Below are 19,728 nucleotides of genomic sequence, written 5' to 3'. Positions count from 1 at the left end.
GCAAGCCCGCTCCCACAGAAAAGCAGATCTGTTTTCGCTCTGGTCTTTGCTTTTGCTTTTAACACTCAAGCCGGCCGGGAGGCCGCTGTGCTCTTGATTTTGATCTGACTGCCCCATTCAGCCCGAGGCCGAACGCAGGCAGTGCGCAGCAGCCAACCTGCAACTACAGCCCCATCACCCGAGCCAAGGATTGGCCGCCAGATGCTCCCGCTCAAACGCCTTGATCTGCTCACTGCGCTGCAACGTCGTGCCAATAGCATCCAACCCCAACAACAACGCAGTCTTGCGCAACGTATCGATCTGGAACGCAATCACCTGCCCGTCCGCCAAAAGGATCTCCTGCGCCTCCAGGTCCACACTGATCTGCGCCTGCTCAGGCTGACTCACCATCTGCCCCAACCGCTGCAACACAGCCTCCTCCAGCGTGATCAACAACACCCCGTTACGCTGGCAGTTGTCATAGAAAATCCCCGCAAAGCTGCTGCCGATCAACGCGCGAATACCCATCTGCTTCAAGCCCCACACCGCATGCTCCCGGCTGGACCCACAGCCGAAGTTCGGCCCCACTACCATAAAGCTCGCGCCCTGCCAGGCCGGCTGGTTCAGCACAAATTGCGGGTCAGGCTCACCCGAGGGCAAAAAGCGCAAATCAAAGAACAACCCGCGATCCAGCCCGTTGCGGTCGATGCCCTTGAGAAACTGCTTGGGCATGATCACGTCGGTGTCGATATTGGCCGCCAGCATCGGCGCCGCCTTGCCGGTGATCCGAGTGAAGGGTTGCAAGCTCATGTGCGGTCTCCAAAGTGGCGAATATCCGTCAGCCGGCCAGTGATGGCCGCAGCGGCGACCATGGCCGGGCTCATCAGGTGCGTGCGGGCACCCGCGCCCTGGCGGCCTTCGAAATTGCGGTTGGTGCTGGAAGCGCAGCGGTCGCCCGGCTCCAGCACGTCGTCGTTCATCGCCAGGCACATCGAGCAGCCCGACTGGCGCCATTCAAACCCGGCGTCGATAAAGATCGCGGCAAGGCCTTCGGCTTCGGCCTGGTCACGCACTTCGGTGGAGCCCGGCACGATCATCGCCCGCACATGGTCGGCCACGTGCTTGCCGCGCACCACGCTGGCGGCGTCGCGCAGGTCTTCGATGCGGGCGTTGGTGCAGGAGCCGATAAACGCGTGGCTGATCACAATGTCGCTCAACGGCATGCCCGCTTCCAGGCCCATGTAGTTCAAGGCACGGCGCATGTCCTGGCGCAGGATCAGGTCGCTGATGTCTTGCGGGTCCGGCACTCGGGCACCGATGGGCGCGGCCTGGTCGGGGCTGGTGCCCCAGGTGACCATCGGTTCAAGGGCGCTGGCATCCAGTTGCACTTCGAGGTCGAACACCGCGTCGGCATCCGAGTGCAGTTGGCGCCAGCCCACCAGGGCGCGTTCCCACAACTCGCCTTTCGGCGCGCGTGGCTTGCCCTTGAGGTAGGCGAAGACCTTTTCGTCCGGCGCCATGAAGGCTCCACGTGCACCGGCTTCCACCGCCATGTTGCAGATGGTCATGCGCGCCTCGACGCTCAGGGCATCGATGGTCGACCCACAAAACTCAATGGCGTAGCCGGTGGCACCCGAGGCACCGATCTTGCCGATCAGCGCCATGATCACGTCCTTGGAGGTCAGCCCACGGGCCAGTTCGCCGTCCACGGTCACACGCAGGCTTTTCAGACGCTTGTAGACCAGGGTTTGCGAGGCCAGCAAATGCTCGATTTCCGAAGTGCCAATGCCAAAGCCGAACGCGCCCAAGGCCCCGTAGGTGGTGGTGTGGCTGTCGCCGGCGGCGATCACCATGCCCGGCAGGATAAAACCCTGCTCCGGGGCGATCACGTGTTCGATGCCCTGGCGCTTGTCGAGGATATCCAACAGCTCGATCCCGAAATCCCGGCAGTTTTCCGCCAGGTACGACACCTGGCGCGCGCCGCCCGCATCCGGCATGGTCGCGATGCGCTTGGGCGTGGTGGGATTCACATGGTCGACCACCGCCAGCGCCGTACCGGGCCGCCACACACCACGGCCCGCCTCGCGCAAGCCGCTGAAAGCTTGCGGGCTGGTGTATTCATTGATCACCTGGCGGTCGATGTACAGCAGCACATGGCCCTGGTCATCCAGGCGGCACACCGTGTGGGAATCGATGTGTTTGTCGTAGAGGGTTCTGGTAGAAGTCATTATGGGGCTCGCTCAACGGTATGACCCCATCATAGGCAGCGCCCCCGCCCCATCAATCCCGCCTTGGTGATGGCTCGGAACATGTTTCGTGTTGCATGAATGCGTATCTGAAACATTTACTTTCATATCCGCCTTAGGGTTTTGTGTTTCTCATCCGTCTTAACTTAGATACAGCCGCTCGCGTCAGCAAAAGCTACGGGTGGCGTTTTCCGGGCCTTTACCGCCTCCCTCCGATCAAGACCCTCATTCACATGTCGAAGAAGTCACGCTCAAAACTCTGGTTTCTCGTGCACAGCTGGCTGGCATTGCCCATCTGGTTCTTTGTGCTGATCGTCTGCGTCACCGGCACCCTGGCGGTGGTCAGCCAGGAGATCGTCTGGCTGGCCAACCCGGACATCCGCGCCAGCAAGCCGTCGGACGATGCCGAACCGCTCACCTACGACCAGGTGATCGGCGCCATCAAGCGCGCCGAACCCCAGGTGATCGTCGAATCCCTGAGCCGCCCGGACGAATCGCACTTCGCCCTCAGCGCCGACCTCAGCTACCCCGACGGGCGCTCGCTGGAGGTCTACGTCAACCCATACACCGGGGTGATCCAGGGCATCAGCCCATCGTTCAACTTCCAGCAATTTACCCGTGCCCTGCATGGCTGGTGGCTGGTGCCTTTCACCAATGGCTACAGCTGGGGCTGGTACCTGGTCTCGCTGCTGGGCTTGCCGCTGCTGGCCTCGCTGGTCACCGGCCTCGTGGTCTACAAGCGTTTCTGGAAAGGTTTTTTCAGGCCGACCCTGCGCATTCGTCACGGTGCGCGGATTTTCTGGGGCGACTTCCACCGGTTGAGCGGCATCTGGTCGATCTGGTTTATCGCGGTGATCTCGATCACCGGCACCTGGTTCCTGATCCAGGCGATCCTGGGCGATAACCAGATCACCATTTCCAGCGAGCCAATCGTCCCGGCGATTGCCCGCGACAAAGTGCCGATGTCCGCCCCGGGCGTACCGGCGCCCATGATTCCCCTGGACGAGGCGATCAACATCGCCACCCAGCGCATTCCCGGGCTTGAGGCCAGCTTCGTGAGCCTGCCCAGCAACGCCTACAGCCACCTGCGCATCGGCGGGCGTGGCTGGTACCCGCTGATGTTCCAGACCGCGGAAATCAACCCGTACAACGGCGAAATCGCCGCCTCGCACCTGCTGTCCGACCGTTCGGCCCTGGAGTTCGTCACCGAATCCATGCGCCCGTTGCACACCGGGGACTTTGGCGGGATCTGGATCAAGCTGATCTGGGCCTTCTTCGGCCTGGTGCTGAGCATGATGGTCTTGAGCGGCTTGCTGATCTGGACCAAACGCACGGCTCTGGCCACCCTCAATGCGCTGAAACGCGAAGCCAAGGCAGCCCGTCAACCGGCGAAAACCCAGGCCTTGCAGGCTGAGACCACGGAGGCCAACCCATGAACAAGGCCATGACGGTTCAACCCCCCTCGCCCCTGCGGGCCTTCTGGCTCAAATGGCGCTTCCACATCAATATCCTGCTGTTGCTGGTGCCCCTGGGCTTCATGCCCAAGTACTTTGCCGACGCGGCACTGTTTCGCGGCGACAGCGGCCTGGGCGAACGGGAGATCGGCGAAGTACAGGTCGGCCCCTGGAGCCTGAAGCTCGCCGAGCTACGCAACGAGCCGCCGCGCCCGGACCCGGCAGGCCCGATGAAATCCTTCAACGCTGCCCTGTGTGCCACGTGCATCGACCAGGTCAAGGCGACCTACCTGCGTATCGGCAAGCCCCGCAGCCTGCGGGCGGCCGGGGTGATTTTCTTCGGCACCCCATACCGCATGGGCGCCGCGTTGCCGATCCCTGAGCGCACCCCGCTGGACGCCGAAGTGTGGATCACCATGGAAGGCTGGGACGGCGCCATGCACCAGGCCTCCATTCCCTTGAGCCAGGCATCGCCGGCCACCATCGACTGGCTGAAAAAACGAGGAGTTAAACCATGACTTTGCCGCAACTGGCCCGCACCGTTGGCGCGCTGATCCTCAGTGCCGGTTTCAGTACCGTCGCCCTGGCCCACAACCCGATGTGCGAATGCAAGGAAATCGCCGGCGAGCAGATCCAGTGCACCGGTGGTTTCTCTGATGGCAGCGGTGCCCCCGGCGTGACCCTGGACGTGATCGGCTACGACGAGACCATCCTGGTGCCCGGCAAGCTGGGAGAAGACTCGAAGCTGACCTTCAAGAAACCCTCCGCCGAGTTCTACGTGTTGTTTGATGCCGGCCCCGGCCACGTGGTGGAAATCGACCAAGCGGATATCCAGCCCCAATGAGCCGTACAACCCAAGTCGTGCGCCCGGCCGGTGCCGGGCACGAAACCCTGTATGTCCTGCTGTTGTGCCTGATCATCCTCGCCGTTGCCGGCACGGTGGTGGCCTTGCGCGGTGAAAGCCAGGAGATCGCCGCCGTGCCCAGCCACCAACTGGACGCCCGCCGCGACCTCAGCGCCGCCGAGCAAGGCATCTACGCCGACCTGCGGGTGACCCTGGATGAAATCCACTTGCTGCAGGAGGAACACAGCGCCCTGCCGACGCCTGAACAGCTGGCCGAAGAGGGCTTCGCGCCCTTCGCCCAGGACGCCAGTTCGGTGAGCCGTGGCGACCACCGCTGGCAGTTGCTGGACGCGGCCTATCTGGGCCTGAGCCAGACGCCGGACCTCAGCGGTTCGCTGTTGATGCGCATCCGCGGCGCCGAGCCGGATATCTGGCTCAACCGCAGCGCCCACCTCACCGCCCCCACCGACCTCACTGACCAGGCGCTGATCAGCGCGGGCTGGCAGCAGGTAGTCGCGCAATTCGATGCCGGTGTCACCCGCCAGCATCGTCACTGAATTCACGTTGCAGCCGAGAGAAGACCATGTCTATTTCATCTCCATTATTACGTCTGGTGCTGGTCGGCCTGATCACCGTGCTGCTGGCCCCGTTCGCCAGTGCCGACCCGGCAAAGCGCCTGCGCATCGGCATCACCCTGCACCCGTATTACAGCTACGTCGCCAATATCGTCGGCGACAAGGCTGAAGTTGTCCCGCTGATTCCGGCCGGTTTCAATCCCCATGCCTACGAACCCCGCGCCGAAGACATCAAACGCATCGGCACCCTTGATGTGATCGTGCTCAACGGCGTCGGCCATGACGATTTCGCCGACCGCATGATCGCCACCAGCGAGCGCCCGGACATCCCGGTGATCGAGGCCAACGCCAACGTGCCGCTGCTGGCCGCCACCGGCAACGCTGCGCGCGGTGCGGGCAAGGTGGTCAACCCGCACACCTTCCTGTCCATCAGCGCCTCGATTGCCCAGGTGAACAACATTGCCCGGGAACTGGGCAAGCTCGACCCGGACAACGCCAAGACCTACACCCAGAACGCCCGCGCCTACGGCAAGCGCCTGCGCCAGATGCGCGCCGACGCCCTGGCCAAGCTCACCAGCGCGCCCAACCCCGACCTGCGGGTGGCCACCGTGCACGCGGCATATGACTACCTGCTGCGGGAATTCGGCCTGGAAGTCACCGCCGTGGTGGAACCGGCCCACGGCATCGAGCCGAGCCCCAGCCAGTTGAAGAAAACCATCGACCAACTGCGGGAACTGGACGTGAAAGTGATCTTCTCGGAGATGGATTTCCCGTCCAGCTACGTCGACACCATCCAGCGTGAATCCGGGGTGAAGCTGTACCCGCTGTCGCATATTTCCTATGGCGACTACAGCGCGGAAAAATACGAAGTGGAAATGACCGGCAACCTCAACACCGTGGTGCGGGCGATTCAGGAGTCCGGGGCATGACGGCGGCTGAACACCTGAGTGTGGCCAGCGTTGGCCCGACCCTCGACTTCGATAACGTCGCGCTGACCCTGGGCCGTACGGTGATCCTCGATGCAGTGAGTTTCCAGGTGCAGCCCGGCAGCATCCATGCGCTGGTGGGCCCCAACGGCGGCGGCAAAAGCTCGCTGATCAAGACCCTGCTGGGGCAAACGCCGCACCAGGGCCAGTTGAGCCTGCATTGGCCGGATGCACCCGGCACCATCGGCTACGTGCCCCAGGCGCTGGAGTTCGACCGGGGCTTGCCGATGACCGTCGACGATTTCATGGCCGCGATGTGCCAGCGGCGTCCGGCGTTTCTCGGGCTGTCCAAACATTACGCCGCCGCGATTGGCGACGCACTGGAACGGGTCGGCATGCAGGACAAGCGCAAGCGGCGCATGGGTGCGCTGTCTGGCGGTGAACGCCAGCGGGTGCTGTTGGCCCAGGGCTTGATCCCGGCACCGCAATTGCTGGTGCTGGACGAACCGATGTCGGCGCTGGACGAAGCCGGGATCCAGGTGTTCGAGCGGCTGCTGAACGATTGGCGCCAGGCCGGGATCACCGTGCTGTGGATCGAACACGACCTGGAAGCCGTCGGCCGCCTGGCCGATCGCGTCACCGGCCTGAACCGCCGTGTGCTGTTCGACGCCACGCCGAAAGAGGCACTGACCCCGGACCGCCTGCTGACCCTGTTCTCCACCCACCCACGGAGCCCGGCCTTATGAGCTATGAAGCCTTTCGTCTGATGGTCCAGGGCTGGGCGTCTTCCGGGTATCTGCCGGAAGCGCTGGCCTATGGATTTGTAGTCAACGCCCTGCTCGCCGGCCTGCTGATCGGCCCGGTGCTGGGTGGTTTGGGCACCCTGGTGGTGGTCAAGCGCTTTGCGTTCTTTTCCGAAGCCGTGGGCCATGCCGCACTGACCGGCGTGGCCGTGGGCATTCTGCTGGGGGAACCGTATACCGGGCCTTACGGCAGCCTGTTCGGCTACTGCCTGCTGTTCGGGATCCTGCTCAACTACTTGCGCAACCGCACCGGCCTGGCGCCGGACACGCTGATCGGCGTATTCCTCTCGGTGTCCCTGGCCCTGGGCGCGAGCCTGCTGCTCATTCTGGCGGGCAAGATCAACGTGCACATTCTCGAAAACGTGCTGTTCGGCTCGGTGCTGACCGTCAACGGCAATGACCTGTTGGTGCTGGCGATTGTCGGCGCGCTGGTGATGGCCCTGGCCCTGCCACTGTACAACCGCATCATGCTCGCCAGCTTCAACCCGCAGTTGGCGGCGGTGCGCGGGGTGGCGGTGAAGACCCTGGACTACCTGTTCGTGATCCTGGTGACCCTGATCACCGTGGCGGCGGTCAAGGTCATCGGCGCGATCCTGGTGGGTGCGTTGCTGGTGATTCCGGCGGCCGCCGCACGCCTGTTGAGCCAGTCGCTCAAGGGCTTCTTCTGGATCTCGGTGGTGATCGCCACCGTCAGCACCCTGTGCGGGATCCTGCTGCCGATCATCTTCGACCTGCCGATTCCGTCCGGTGCCGCGATCATCCTGGTAGCCGGTATCGCCTTCGCCCTCGCCGCCATCGCCCGCGGCACGGTCCCCAGCCTGAAAGGGAATTTTGGATAATGCGCCCGATGTTTCGACCACTGCTTCTGGCCCTGGCCATTGCCACACCGGCATTTGCCGCCGACGGCGTCAAGCCGCTACAGATCACCGCCAACCAAGGCGTTGGCCATGTTGCCTTGAACCAGGCCAAGGCGACAAAACCGGTAAAAGTCCTCGCCGCCTTGCCGATCACCTATGGCTTGGCGCAGGTGTTGCTCAAAGGCACTGACGTACAGCTTGAGCGCGCGGCACCGGCCAACCTGCCCGGCTCGCGGCAAGTCGCCTATTTCACAGGGCGCGGTGCGCAGGCGCTGAACACCCTGGCGCTGGACGCCGATGCAGCCATCGGCCTGCGCTCGCTGTGGCCCGACGACCCGCTGTACCCGGTGGCCCGGCGCAGCAATATCCGCATCGTCGAAGTCGACGCCGCGCGCCCGGTGGACGGCGGCTTGCCGGGGATTGCCGTGCAGCCGGGCGCCACCGACGGCCTGAACAGCCAGCCGTGGCAAGCCAGCAACAACATGGGGCGCATGGCCGATGTGATGGCCGCCGACCTGAGCCGCCTGGCGCCCGAGGCCAAGCCGCAGATCGAAGCCAACCTGGCCGCGCTCAAGCAACGCCTGCTCAAGCTCACCGCCGACAGCGAAGCGCGACTGGCCAAGGCCGATAACCTGACGGTGGCCAGCTTGAGCGGTCACTTTGGTTATCTCGTCAGTGGCTTGAACCTGGAGCTGGTCAGCACCGATGCAAGGGCGGATACCGAGTGGACACCCGAGGCGTTGCAGCAACTGAGCGAAGGCTTGAAGGAGAATGAGGTGGCCGTGGTGCTGCATCACCGCAAGCCAAGCGATGCAGTGCAGGCGGCGGTCACGGCGGGCGGGGCGAAGTTGCTGGTGCTGGGCACCGATGGCGCCGACCCGGTGGCGGAACTGGAAGGCAATGTGGATCAGGTGATCAAGGCGCTGTAACGCGCCTCTCACCGGCGAAACACAGTAAATGTGGGAGCGGGCTTGCTCGCGAATGCGGTGTGACAGTCAACACATACGGTGACTGAAACAACGCCTTCGCGAGCAAGCCCGCTCCCACATTTGAGTCGGTGTTATGCCCGAGGTCCGGGTCAGCCGGCAAGTGCCTGGCTATCCATCTTCTGGCGCAGGCTCAGCGGGCGCATGTCGGTCCACACTTCTTCGATGTAGGCCAGGCACTCTTTCTTCATCCCGCTCTTGCCCACGGTGCGCCAGCCTTCCGGCACGGCCTTGTAGTCGGGCCAGATGGAATATTGTTCTTCATGGTTGACCACTACCTGAAACAGGATGTCTTCGCGGTCGAATACTGAGGTCATTGCTGTTCTCCGTCGGTGTAAGGCTGGCTGCGCACCACGCACAGCTGATGTAAGAAGGAACGTGCCAGCCCGATAAAAAATTAGAGGCTGGTGACTGACGCCGCCAGGGCGCGACCAAAAATCTCGGCCACACGGTCGATTTCTGCGGCAGTAATCACCAGCGGCGGCAGGAAACGCACGACGCTGCCGTGTCGCCCGCCCAGTTCGAGAATCAACCCGCGCTTGAGGCATTCACGCTGCACCAGCGGCGCCAGTTGGCGATGCACCGGCGGGTGGCCCTGGGCATCAGGCGCACCGGCGGGGTCCACCAATTCCACACCGAGCATCAGCCCACGGCCACGAATGTCTCCCAACTGCGGGAAGTCGCGCTGCTGGATGCGCAGGTGTTCGCCGAGGCGCTCGCCCATGGCGGCCGCGTGGGCGGGAATGTCGTGGTCCTTGAGGTAACGCATCACCGCCGAGCCGGCCGCCATGGCCATCTGATTGCCACGGAAGGTCCCGGCATGGGCGCCCGGCAACCAGGTGTCGAGCCAGTCGCGATACACCACCACCGCCAGCGGCAGGCTGCCGCCGATGGCCTTGGACAGCACGACCACGTCCGGGACAATGCCGGCATGTTCGAAGGCAAACATCTTGCCGGTGCGACCAAAGCCGCTCTGGATTTCGTCAACGATCAGCGCCACACCAGCCTGCTCGGTAATGCGCCGCAGGCCGCGCAGCCAGTCGAGATCAGCCGGGATCACGCCGCCCTCGCCTTGCACCACCTCGACGATCACCGCCGCCGGCAGCAATACACCGGCCTCGGGATCGTTGAGCAGGTTTTCCAGATAATGCAGGTTGACCTTGACCCCTTCCGCGCCGCCCAGCCCGAACGGGCAACGGTAGTCGTACGGGAATGGCAGGAATTGCACGCCATTGCCGAGCAACGCGCCCAGTGGCTTCTTCGGCCCCAGGCTGCCCATCAGGCTCAGGGCGCCCTGGCTCATGCCGTGATAACCGCCCTGGAATGACAACACCGTGCTCCGCCCGGTGGCGGTGCGCACCAGTTTCAGCGCGGCCTCCACCGCATCGGTGCCGGTGGGGCCGCAGAACTGGATCTTGGCTTCCTGCGCCAGCGCCGGCGGCAGCAGGCCGAACAGGTCCTGCACGAATTGGTCCTTGACCGGCGTGGTCAGGTCCAGGGTGTGCAACGGCAATTCATCGCTCAGCACCTGGCGAATGGCATCGATCACCACCGGGTGGTTGTGCCCCAGCGCCAGGGTGCCGGCACCGGCCAGGCAATCGATAAAGCTGCGGCCTTCGACGTCCTCGACATAGATCCCTCGGGCGCGCTTGAGCGCCAGGGGAATGCGCCGTGGGTAGCTGCGGGCATTGGATTCCTGCTGGCGCTGGCGGGCCAGCAGCGGGGTTTCATCGAACTGGTAAAGCGTTTCCGCAGGGACCGCCTGGGTCTCTTCGATACGGCTGGTAGCGACTGACATCTCTCGATCCCTCAATACGCTGATGATGGTGACCAAACTGCCCACCCGTTGGCGCCAGGCCCAAGGGCCGCGCACGGATTTCCTGTTCTGGAAACGCATCAGCGAAGGGAGGATTTACACCTGTGGTCGTTAAAAACAGCTTTAGCGGATTTACCCGGCCACCCCGGTGTATTTTTCATTCAACGCATACAGGATCGCGCAGGTCTGCGCATCCAGCCGCCCACTGTAGTCAGAGGGCCGAAAATGCATCTGGAACGCACGGACACGTTGCTGGAAACCCAGGCGATTTTTCGCCGGGGCATAACCGTAGCGCTGGAACGCCCGCTCCACCTCAACCTCTGGCGGCAGGCCGATGTCGAACCGACGTTGATAGGCCATCTTGGCCACCTCTTCATACCAGGCCCCCACGCCCGCCTCGAACAGGCAGCGCCATGGCAAGCGGGGGCCGGGGTCGCTCTTGCGCCAATAGGCAATGTCGGAATGCCCGAGGATGTCGGTAGGACCGATCGCCGGGTAACGCACCTGAATGTCACGAATCAAGGCGATCAACACGTCAATCTGCTCTGCGCCATACGCCGGGAAGGTCAACACACCGGCGTCATCCCGGGCCTGGTTGACGATTTCAATGCCGATGGAGCGGCTGTTGAGGTTATCGCGCCCGGCCCAGTGGCTGGTGCCGGCGTGCCAGGCGCGTTGCGCTTCGTCCACCAGGCGAAATACCCGCAACTCGTCATAGCCGGCGGCGCGGTAGCTGGCGTCATGGGGGTCGGCCAACAGGTAGTGGGCACTGAAACCGTCGCGGGTCAGTGCACGCAATGACGAGGCAAAGGGCGCGGCGGTGTAATGCACAATCACCTGGCGCACGGCCTGGCCATTGCGCTCATTGAAGTCGTTTGCGGGATACGTGGAATCGATAACCAACATAGGGGCTGTCCTTTTCAACACAGGCCGAGTCATTCAGCCGGTTCAAACACAAAAAAATGACCGCCATCCTGAAGCGTTGCGCTTGAGGATGGCGGTAGCTATGTGTGCTGTGAAAAGAAGGTTTCAGCGCCGCAACGGCATGCCCAGGTCGACGCGCATGCCATCGGCCTGGCTGTCGAATTTCAGGGAGCACGAGCAGCGCTGCACGATGGCCTGGACGATCGCCAACCCCAGGCCGCAACCCGGGCTGTTGCCGTTGCGCCAGAAGCGCTGGGTCAAGTGTTGCAAGTCTTCGCTGGAAATCGGCGCGCCATGGTCACGCACCCGGAACACCACATTGTCGCCAGCGCTGGACACACTCAGCTCCACCCGGGTATCGGCCGGGGTGTGGCGCAACGCGTTGTCCAGCAGGTTGCGCAGGGCCGCGACGGCCAGGCCCACCGGCATTTCCAAAGGTTTTTCGGACAAACCGTCTGCGAGGATCAGGTCAATACGCTGATTGTCGCCGCCGTTGGCATCCTGGATCGCCAGTTGCGCAACTTGTTCGGCACTCGATTGCAGGCCGTCATCAAACGACAGGCTGCCTTCGACCCGCGCCAGCAGCAGCAACTGCTCAAGGGTGCGGTGCAAGCGGTCGGCGCCCTCTTCAGCGTGGGCCAGGGACTGGTCACGGGCGGCGCCTTCGGTCATGCGCGCCACTTGCAGGTGGGTCTTGATCGCGGTCAACGGGCTGCGCAGTTCGTGGGCCGCGTCACCGGTCAAGCGGCGTTCGCGTTCGATGGTCTTGGCGATGCGCTGCAGCAACTGGTTCTGGGTGTCGAGCAGTGGCTTGAGTTCGCTGGGCAGCGGGCTGATCTGCAACGGTTCGAGGGAGTCGGCACTGCGGCGCATCAAGGCGTCACGCATGCGGTTGAGCGGCAACAGGCTCTGGCCGATCCCCAGCCACAACAGGCACAGGCAGCCCAACAATGCCACGCCCACCGGCACCGAGGCGGCCAGCAGGATCGACAGGTTCAACGCTTCACGCTCCACCTGCCGGTCGGCGGTGGTGATAAACAAATCGCCACGGGACAGGGTAAAGCTGCGCCAGCCCACACCATCAATCATCTGGTCGCGAAAGCCGCTCTTGCGCGACTCCAGGCCCTGGTCCGGCGTGGTGTGGCTGCGGGCCAAAACCACGCCGCGCAAGGAACTGACCTGGCACGCCATACCGCCTGGCACGTTCAATTGTTCGGCGCTGAAGTGCGCGCCCTCCCCCGTGCTGGAGAGGCCGGGCATCTGCTCCATCAGCCCCGCCACCATGCGCGCCGACGCCACCAGGCGCTGGTCGAGGGAGAACATCATCTGGTTGCGCAGGTCGTTGAGCATCCACGCGGCGGCCAGGACCCAGATCAGCACGAAGGCTGCGCCGAGCTTGAAGGTCAGCCGCAGGCGCAGGCTCATCACGAAGCGTCCTCTCCACCGTCAGCCGGGCCCAGGCGATAGCCCAGGCCGCGCACGGTTTCGACGATGCCGTTGCCGAGTTTGCGCCGCAGGTGGTGGATGTGCACGTTGAGGGCGTTGCTTTCCAGTTCGTCGTTCAGGCCGTAGACGCTGTCCTTGAGCTGCTCGCTGGAGAGCACCCGACCACGGTTTTGCAACAGGGCTTGCAACAGCGCCTGCTCGCGGCGGGACAGGTCCACCGACTCACCGCCCAGCAACGTTTCGCGGCTGCTGGGGTTGTAGGTCAGGCGCCCGTGCTCGATCAGGTTGACGCTGCGCCCAGCCACCCGGCGCAACAGGGTGTGCAGGCGTGCGGCGAGTTCGCGCAGGTCGAAGGGTTTGAGCAGGTAGTCGTCGGCACCGGCCTGCAGGCCGTCGACGCGGTTGGTCACCGAATCCCGTGCGGTCAGGATCAGCACTGGAATCTCCAGGCCCTGGCTGCGCAGTTGCTGCAACAGCTTCAAGCCGTCTTCATCCGGCAGGCCGAGGTCGAGTACCATCACGTCGAATTCCGCCACCTTGAGCATCGCCCGGGCAGCCGCAGCCGTGCCGACGCGCTCGACCGTCAGGCCCTGGGCGCTGAGCCCGGCAACAATACCGCTGGCGATCAGCTCGTCGTCTTCACAGACCAGTACGTGCATGGTGAACCCTTTGCAAAATGTGAGGGTGATTAAAAAGGCAGTGGATTAAGCGTGCATTATGCCGCCAACGCCAAGAATCCCGGATAATCGCTTCTTTCTAGGATAGCCCGGTTAATCATCGGTTAATCAACGCCACACATTGTGTGTCCCACTTGCTTCGAACTAAGGCTTGATCATGCGGCATCTGTTTATCTTTCTGCTGGTAGTGTTTGCTGGATTCGCCCAGGCCGCGCCTGGCAACAATCCATTCGAGACCAAACCCGACTTCCTCCCGGTAGGCAAAGCCTTCACCTTTACCTCCGAGCGTCTGGCCTCCGGCGAAACCCAGTTGTATTGGCAGATTGCCGACGGTTACTACCTGTACCAGCAGCGCATGAAATTCGATGGCCTGGTCGAAAAGCCGACGTTGCCCCAGGGCGAAGCCCACAGCGACGAGTTCTTCGGCGAGCAGCAAGTCTATCGCCAGGGCCTGGAAGTGAAGATTCCCGCTGGCGCCACCGGCCAGGTCAAGCTCGGCTGGCAAGGCTGCGCCGATGCCGGCCTGTGCTACCCGCCGCAATCGATCACCGTGGACCTGGGCGGCAACCCTGCCGTCGCCGCCACCGGCCAGGCCCAGGACCAAAGCCTGGCCAGCGGCCTGCAACAACGCAGCCTGGGCTGGAGCCTGCTGGTGTTCTTCGGCCTGGGCCTGCTGCTGGCCTTCGCCCCGTGTTCCCTGCCGATGTTGCCGATCCTCGCCGGCCTTGTGGTCGGCAGCGGCGCCAGCCCACGGCGCGGCTTTGCCCTGGCCGCCAGCTACGTGGTGTGCATGGCGCTGGTGTATGCCGCGCTCGGTGTATTGGCTGCGCTGCTCGGCGGCAACCTCGCCGCCCTGCTGCAAACCCCGTGGATCCTCGGCAGCTTCGCTGCGTTGTTTGTGATTCTCGCCCTGCCGATGTTCGGCTTCTTTGAACTGCAACTGCCGGCCTTCCTGCGCGATCGCCTGGACAACGTCAGCCGCAACCAAAGCGGCGGCAGCCTGGTAGGCGCCGGCGTGCTCGGCGCCCTGTCCGGCTTGCTGGTGGGCCCGTGCATGACCGCGCCCCTGGCCGGCGCCCTGCTCTACATCGCCCAAAGCGGCAACGCCTTGCACGGCGGCCTGATCCTGTTTGCCATGGGCATAGGCATCGGTGTGCCGCTTTTGCTGCTGGTGACCGTGGGCAACCGCTTCCTGCCCAAGCCTGGCACCTGGATGAATATCCTCAAGGGCATCTTCGGCTTCCTGTTCCTCGCCACCGCCGTGCTGATGATTCGCCCGGTGGTCGGTGAAACCCTGTGGCTCGGCTTGTGGGGTGTGCTGGCGCTGGTCATGGCCTACTGCGGCTGGCGCCTGGCCCACGATTTCGGGCGTACCGCCATGCTGTTCGGTGCCGGTTCGCTGGTGCTGGGCCTCTGGGGCAGCGTATTGGTGATCGGCGCGGCCGGCGGCAGCGACGACCTGTGGCAACCGCTGAAGGTCTACAGCGGCTCGCGGGCAGCCGGTGCTCCCACCGCCCACGAAGCCTTCATGACCATCAACGACCCGGCCGTGCTGCAAAGCCAGCTCGACAGTGCCAAGGCCCAGGGCCAATGGGTACTGGTGGACTACTACGCCGACTGGTGCGTGTCGTGCAAGATCATGGAAAAACAGGTGTTCGGCAAACCCGAGGTACTGGACGCCCTCAAGGATGTGCGCCTGCTGCGCCTCGACGTCACCGCCGACAACGCCGCCAGCCGCGAGCTGCTGGGCCGCTACAAGGTCCCCGGCCCGCCGAGCTTCGTCTGGATCGGCCCCGACGGTGAAGAGCGCCGCGCCCAGCGCATCACCGGCGAAGTCGACGCCGCCGCCTTCCTGCAACGCTGGACCCTAGCCCGGGAAGCCCTCTGATGCTGACACTGACCATCGGCACCTTCGCCATCGCCCTGAATCACTTGCTGCTGATCACGGCGTTGATCCTCGCCACCCTGGTGGGCTGGCGGGTGGCCAAGCGCGGCGGCGAGAACCCCGAGTCGGTGCTGTTCACCCTGTTTCTGCTGGGTATGCTCGCCGCACGCGTCAGCTTCGTATTGATGTACTGGTCGTACTACCAGAATGACCCGCTGCAAATCGTCGACCTGCGGGACGGCGGTTTTCTCGCCTGGCCCGGCGTGATCGTGCTGATCATCGGCGCGCTGATCTACGGCTGGCGCCGCCCGCTGCTGCGCAAGCCACTGAGCGCCGGCGTGATCACCGGCCTGGCGTTCTGGGCCTTGACCAGCCTGTCCCTGACCCTCTACGAAAAAGGCACGCACCTGCCGGACATTGCCCTGCGCAACGCCAATGGCGAAACCGTGCAACTGGCCGACTACAAGGGCGGCCCGCTGGTGATCAACCTGTGGGCCACCTGGTGCCCGCCGTGCCGGCGCGAAATGCCGGTACTGGAAAGTGCCCAGCGCCAGCGCCCGGACGTGACCTTCCTGTTCGTCAACCAGGCCGAAAGCATGCAAAGCGTCGCCACCTATCTGGCGACCCAGGGCCTGAACCTGGACAACGTGCTGTTCGACGCCAGCGGCCGCCTGGGCCAGGCCGTCGGCTCCATGGCCTTGCCCACCACCCTCTTCTACCAACCTGATGGTCGCCTGATCAACAGCCACCTGGGCGAACTCTCACAGGCCAGCCTGGCCCGCGCCATGGAGCGCTTCGAGCCGACCCCCGCCAAACCGGCCTTGCCGGCCACCACAAGGAATTCGCCATGCTCCGCCTCCGCCACCTGCTGACACTCCTGCCCCTGACCCTGGCCGCCAGCCTGGTCCACGCCGAAGACTGGCCGGCGCCGATCAAGAACATCGAGGCCAAGGGTGCCAAGATCATCGGCAAGTTCGATGCGCCCAGCGGCCTCACGGGTTACGCGGCGCAATACCAGAACCGTGGCATGGCGCTGTACCTGACTGCCGATGGCAAAAGCGTGATTGCCGGCAACCTGTACGACGCCGATGGCAATGACCTGAGCACCGCGCCGCTGGAGAAACTGGTGTATGCGCCGATGGCCAAGGAAGTCTGGGCCAAGATGGAACACAGCAACTGGATCCAGGACGGCAACAAGGACGCGCCGCGCATCGTGTACCTGTTCAGCGACCCGAACTGCCCGTACTGCAATATGTTCTGGGAGCAGGCGCGGCCTTGGGTGAAGTCGGGCAAGGTGCAGTTGCGGCACATCATGGTGGGGATTATCCGTGAAGACAGCCCGGGCAAGTCGGCCGCGCTGTTTGCCGCCAAGGACCCGCAACAGGCCTTGGAAGCCCATGAGTCGGCCGGTAAAGGCAGCAAGTTGCAGGCGCTGGAAAAGATCCCGGCGGATATCCAGGCCAAGCTTGATTCGAATATGAAGCTGATGGACGAGCTGGAGTTGTCGGCCACGCCGGCAATTTTCTATCTGGATGACAAGGGTGGATTGCAGCAACAGCAAGGAGCGCCGTCGCCGGATAAGCTGGTGAAGATTCTCGGTCCGAAATAATCAGCCCTAGCCTGTAAAGACAATGCCCGCATCGAAGCGGGCATTGTCTTTTCAGCGCGGATTAAATCCCCTCGACCAGGAAATCATCCATGTACCAATCGTTGCCGCTCGTAGCGCCTTCATGGCTATAGATTTCCAGCAGCACGGGAGCGATGGTTGGCGTAAAGGTGAAGCTCAGTGTGTGCCAGTTCAGATCAACCAACTCCTCCACCGGTGTTTGTTGAATGGAGTCTTTGCGCAACGATAACTTGGGCGTCGCGAACGCAACGCTGTACCGTCGAACCCGTACGGAAAACCGGTAAGTAAAACCGCGCTCCAAATCCAAGAAGCGCCGCTGCAGGATCGGGCCGAAACTGTTATTGGTAAATGTGAAATTCCTGACTGCGTAATCGGGCTTGCCGTCAGGTCCCGTCCCCATATATTCAATGCTGATATCCCTGGCATCGGGTGCGCCTGACCCTACGGTCCATAAACCCAAGGTCTGACCGTTGAAATCCGTCAGGTCTCTGTACTGCTTGCGCAACAGCAACATCAGCACAGGGAACACAATTGCTTCGCTCACATGGGAGCTGCCGTCCGCCGTAACCTTGAACACGATGTTCAATACGGACCTGTGGCGAAACTTTTCCAGTTCCTCACGAGGCAGAACGTGCGACAACCCATGGTTTGCCTGCTCTTGCGTGATCGGCTCATTGACCAGCAGCTTGAGGGTATGGGACGACCCGTCGAGCAAGGTTCCCGTACATTCCAGCCAGCCCTTTTGCCCCGCCAGGATGAACCACCAGGCTTGCAGCGTAATCTCGGCATCCCCGGTAAAGGTGCGCAAGTCCAGTGTCCCCTGGCCACCGGGCAATTGAGTGGCCTGCGGCACCTCTGGCGCAGGCAAACGCTGCGGGACACTGATCTGTAGCTCCAGGTCAGCTGACGTGACGTGCTTGCATGCGCTCGCGACGCTGTAACTGACGGGCACTGTTTTGCCGCTTCCAGCGATTACAGCCTCGCGGGGAATGGTGAAGTCAACGTACTTCGGATCAGTGTTACCCGGCTTGGGTGGCAACGGCAGGCAACTACCGTCCGATTGTGTCCAACACACGCTGATCTCGTCATGAGCACTGATGTGGTCATATTCCACCCGTGCCGTCACGCCATCACGGCCATTCCATACCGTCAACTGCGAGCCCACGGCCTCCCGAATGGTCAAGGGTTTCAGGACCAGGTCTTCCTGATGAATATCCAGGCGCAGCACAGGAAACGGCTCGGCGCTGGCCCTGTCGGACCGGCCATCGAAGTTCACCGCAAAATGCACGTCAAAGCGGCTGCAATCGGCCAGTTTTTGCAGGTCGCGCCGGGACAGCAGCGTACTGACGCCCTCCTGCAGCCATTGCTCGGAGAGCGGCTCGCCATCCAGCACATCGAAGCGATAAGGCGCGCCATCTTCCCGCTCACCGGTTACCCACATCCAGCAGGGCTGCCCCAAGGCGCCGTAGGCATAGGCCGCCACCGTCAGTTGCGCGTCCCCCTGGAACGTATTGAGGTCCAGCGTACTGCCCGTGGCCTGTTCCACCTGCGGCTTGGGCAGGCCGGAGATATTCAGGATTTTTACCGGTCGCGGCAGCGCCGACCAGGTTTGCCCTTCCCGTCGGACGGTGTAGCGGACCGACACCTGCTTATTGAAATTGGCGCTGATGGCTGACGCCGGCACATTAAAATCAACAACGTCCCGATTGTCGGCCTGCTTGCACTCGAGTACCGGAGTGCCTGCCCCGGCAGTCCCTTCCCAGAAGGCGCAAACCCAGTCGCAAGGGCACATATGCTCATAGCTGACCCGGATGGTCGCACCGTCCTGGGTATTGACCGGATTCAATACGAGATTTTCAGGTGTGATTTGCGTGGCTTCCACCACCGTGGGCGCTACGAGATCCAAATGAGGCTCGATGAGCAACGTCAACACCAAACCAGAAATCAGCCGATACACCGGCCTGGAACCCGCACGCGGCAAAAACTCAACGTAGAACGCAATATAAAGCTCACTGTCATGCTTGAGCGTGGCCAGCTCGGCACGGGACAACTTTCGGGTCCAGCCGTGGCGCACGTCCTCCTCTGTTACCGGTGCATCTTCATAAGGGTAGAGACTGGCCTTGGACCCATCAGGGTAAATCCCCCCGATATAGACCTGAGCCACTTGAACCGGGTCGATGAACGGCCAGACGTCGACATGCAGAACCGGGTCTTCACCGCACAACAAGGACAGGTCCAGAACACCGCCTGAGGCTTGAAAGATCTGCAGTTGCGGCAAATTGGACGGCAACTTGATGAACACGTCGGCAACGGGGGAAGGATGTTCCTCGCCATCGCGGGTAACGACATAGGAAAACAGCGCGAAGTTATCAATGCGCAGCCCTACGTAATACGGGGGTACGTGGAACTCGACCGAGCCCGCTTCGACGCCATCCTGGGAGGCAATCGGCGCGTATTCCCCCGGTGTCGACTCCCAGCGCAACACAATACTGTCGGTGCTGAGCATCCCTTCGTAGAACACCCGGACAGTAGCCCCCTCCAGCAACTGGAGCGGGTCAACCCGGGGCTCTCCCTCGGCTTCGACCAGCTGTGGCTTGGGCAGGTCAAGGGTCAACGGTGATGACTTGGGCATGATAGAACTCCATTTCAACGAGTGATGGTGTTGCCCATCACACGCCGAAAT

19 protein-coding genes are annotated in these 19,728 nt (G+C 63.0%); 11 read left to right on the top strand and 8 right to left on the bottom strand.

The window, feature by feature from the left end; translation table 11 throughout:
* Window positions 1-174: 174 nt before the first annotated feature.
* Together leuD and leuC are read right to left on the bottom strand one after the other, a co-directional pair.
* Window positions 175-789, bottom strand: a complete 615-nt coding sequence (leuD, locus tag HX869_RS26550) for a 3-isopropylmalate dehydratase small subunit (protein ID WP_003208984.1) — start codon at window positions 787-789, stop codon at window positions 175-177.
* Window positions 786-2,207, bottom strand: coding sequence for a 3-isopropylmalate dehydratase large subunit (leuC, locus tag HX869_RS26545; protein WP_178903905.1), 1,422 nt, complete (start codon window positions 2,205-2,207; stop codon window positions 786-788). Before leuC ends, leuD begins: the two co-directional genes overlap by 4 nt.
* 251 nt (window positions 2,208-2,458) lie before the next feature.
* Here leuC and HX869_RS26540 point away from each other — a divergent pair, with 251 nt between their 5' ends.
* From HX869_RS26540 to HX869_RS26505, 8 genes are read left to right on the top strand one after another with little or no spacing between them, the layout of a single operon-like run.
* Window positions 2,459-3,661, top strand: a complete 1,203-nt coding sequence (locus HX869_RS26540; RefSeq protein ID WP_087695105.1) for a PepSY domain-containing protein — start codon at window positions 2,459-2,461, stop codon at window positions 3,659-3,661.
* Window positions 3,658-4,197: a hypothetical protein gene (locus HX869_RS26535; RefSeq protein ID WP_008431660.1), complete on the top strand. Its 540-nt coding sequence runs from the start codon at window positions 3,658-3,660 to the stop codon at window positions 4,195-4,197. Before HX869_RS26540 ends, HX869_RS26535 begins: the two co-directional genes overlap by 4 nt.
* On the top strand, window positions 4,194-4,523 hold the full coding sequence (locus tag HX869_RS26530) for a hypothetical protein (protein WP_003208992.1): 330 nt from the start codon (window positions 4,194-4,196) through the stop codon (window positions 4,521-4,523). The genes HX869_RS26535 and HX869_RS26530 overlap by 4 nt, the downstream gene beginning before the upstream one ends.
* Window positions 4,520-5,080, top strand: a complete 561-nt coding sequence (locus HX869_RS26525) for a DUF6162 family protein (RefSeq protein ID WP_102605703.1) — start codon at window positions 4,520-4,522, stop codon at window positions 5,078-5,080. The genes HX869_RS26530 and HX869_RS26525 overlap by 4 nt, the downstream gene beginning before the upstream one ends.
* A 26-nt stretch (window positions 5,081-5,106) precedes the next feature.
* On the top strand, window positions 5,107-6,027 hold the full coding sequence (locus tag HX869_RS26520; RefSeq protein WP_023659272.1) for a metal ABC transporter substrate-binding protein: 921 nt from the start codon (window positions 5,107-5,109) through the stop codon (window positions 6,025-6,027).
* Window positions 6,024-6,770 (top strand): metal ABC transporter ATP-binding protein, encoded by a 747-nt coding sequence (locus HX869_RS26515; protein WP_102369603.1) that lies wholly within the window; start codon window positions 6,024-6,026, stop codon window positions 6,768-6,770. Before HX869_RS26520 ends, HX869_RS26515 begins: the two co-directional genes overlap by 4 nt.
* Window positions 6,767-7,666, top strand: coding sequence for a metal ABC transporter permease (locus HX869_RS26510; protein WP_178903904.1), 900 nt, complete (start codon window positions 6,767-6,769; stop codon window positions 7,664-7,666). The genes HX869_RS26515 and HX869_RS26510 overlap by 4 nt, the downstream gene beginning before the upstream one ends.
* Window positions 7,666-8,613: a metal ABC transporter solute-binding protein, Zn/Mn family gene (locus HX869_RS26505; protein ID WP_178903903.1), complete on the top strand. Its 948-nt coding sequence runs from the start codon at window positions 7,666-7,668 to the stop codon at window positions 8,611-8,613. Before HX869_RS26510 ends, HX869_RS26505 begins: the two co-directional genes overlap by 1 nt.
* 149 nt (window positions 8,614-8,762) lie before the next feature.
* On the opposite strand, the gene HX869_RS26500 is transcribed toward HX869_RS26505, so the two are convergent.
* The 5 genes from HX869_RS26500 to HX869_RS26480 all read right to left on the bottom strand — a co-directional run bounded on the left by HX869_RS26500 (window position 8,763) and on the right by HX869_RS26480 (window position 13,515).
* The gene (locus HX869_RS26500) at window positions 8,763-8,987 is read right to left on the bottom strand and encodes an MbtH family protein (protein ID WP_003209001.1); all 225 of its coding nucleotides are present in this window, start codon (window positions 8,985-8,987) and stop codon (window positions 8,763-8,765) included.
* A gap of 80 nt (window positions 8,988-9,067) precedes the next feature.
* Window positions 9,068-10,468, bottom strand: a complete 1,401-nt coding sequence (locus tag HX869_RS26495; protein ID WP_178903902.1) for an aspartate aminotransferase family protein — start codon at window positions 10,466-10,468, stop codon at window positions 9,068-9,070.
* A gap of 150 nt (window positions 10,469-10,618) precedes the next feature.
* Window positions 10,619-11,392 (bottom strand): N-acetylmuramoyl-L-alanine amidase, encoded by a 774-nt coding sequence (locus HX869_RS26490; protein ID WP_003209007.1) that lies wholly within the window; start codon window positions 11,390-11,392, stop codon window positions 10,619-10,621.
* Between the two features lie 123 nt (window positions 11,393-11,515).
* Window positions 11,516-12,835, bottom strand: coding sequence for an ATP-binding protein (locus HX869_RS26485; RefSeq protein ID WP_008431673.1), 1,320 nt, complete (start codon window positions 12,833-12,835; stop codon window positions 11,516-11,518).
* Entirely contained in the window at window positions 12,835-13,515 is a 681-nt protein-coding gene (locus tag HX869_RS26480; RefSeq protein WP_003209011.1) for a response regulator, read from the bottom strand. The genes HX869_RS26485 and HX869_RS26480 overlap by 1 nt, the downstream gene beginning before the upstream one ends.
* Before the next feature lie 175 nt (window positions 13,516-13,690).
* Between HX869_RS26480 and dsbD the strand changes: the two genes are divergently transcribed.
* Genes dsbD through dsbG form a run of 3 tightly spaced genes read left to right on the top strand, consistent with a single transcriptional unit; the run spans window position 13,691 to window position 17,027 of the window.
* Window positions 13,691-15,421 (top strand): protein-disulfide reductase DsbD, encoded by a 1,731-nt coding sequence (gene dsbD, locus HX869_RS26475; RefSeq protein ID WP_178903901.1) that lies wholly within the window; start codon window positions 13,691-13,693, stop codon window positions 15,419-15,421.
* Window positions 15,421-16,290, top strand: a complete 870-nt coding sequence (locus tag HX869_RS26470) for a TlpA disulfide reductase family protein (protein ID WP_087695093.1) — start codon at window positions 15,421-15,423, stop codon at window positions 16,288-16,290. Before dsbD ends, HX869_RS26470 begins: the two co-directional genes overlap by 1 nt.
* Window positions 16,266-17,027, top strand: a complete 762-nt coding sequence (gene dsbG / locus HX869_RS26465) for a thiol:disulfide interchange protein DsbG (protein ID WP_003209017.1) — start codon at window positions 16,266-16,268, stop codon at window positions 17,025-17,027. The genes HX869_RS26470 and dsbG overlap by 25 nt, the downstream gene beginning before the upstream one ends.
* A 61-nt stretch (window positions 17,028-17,088) precedes the next feature.
* Here dsbG and HX869_RS26460 read toward each other — a convergent pair whose 3' ends face one another.
* Window positions 17,089-19,677 carry a hypothetical protein gene (locus HX869_RS26460; RefSeq protein WP_178903900.1) on the bottom strand — a complete coding sequence of 863 codons (2,589 nt, stop codon included), beginning with the start codon at window positions 19,675-19,677 and terminating at the stop codon, window positions 17,089-17,091.
* Window positions 19,678-19,728: the final 51 nt, after the last annotated feature.

The organism is Pseudomonas sp. P7779 (assembly GCF_013386315.1).
Classification (GTDB): Bacteria; Pseudomonadota; Gammaproteobacteria; order Pseudomonadales; family Pseudomonadaceae; genus Aquipseudomonas.
The sequence above is the reverse complement of the archived record's forward strand: the minus strand, read 5'-3'. Positions and strand labels throughout refer to the sequence as shown.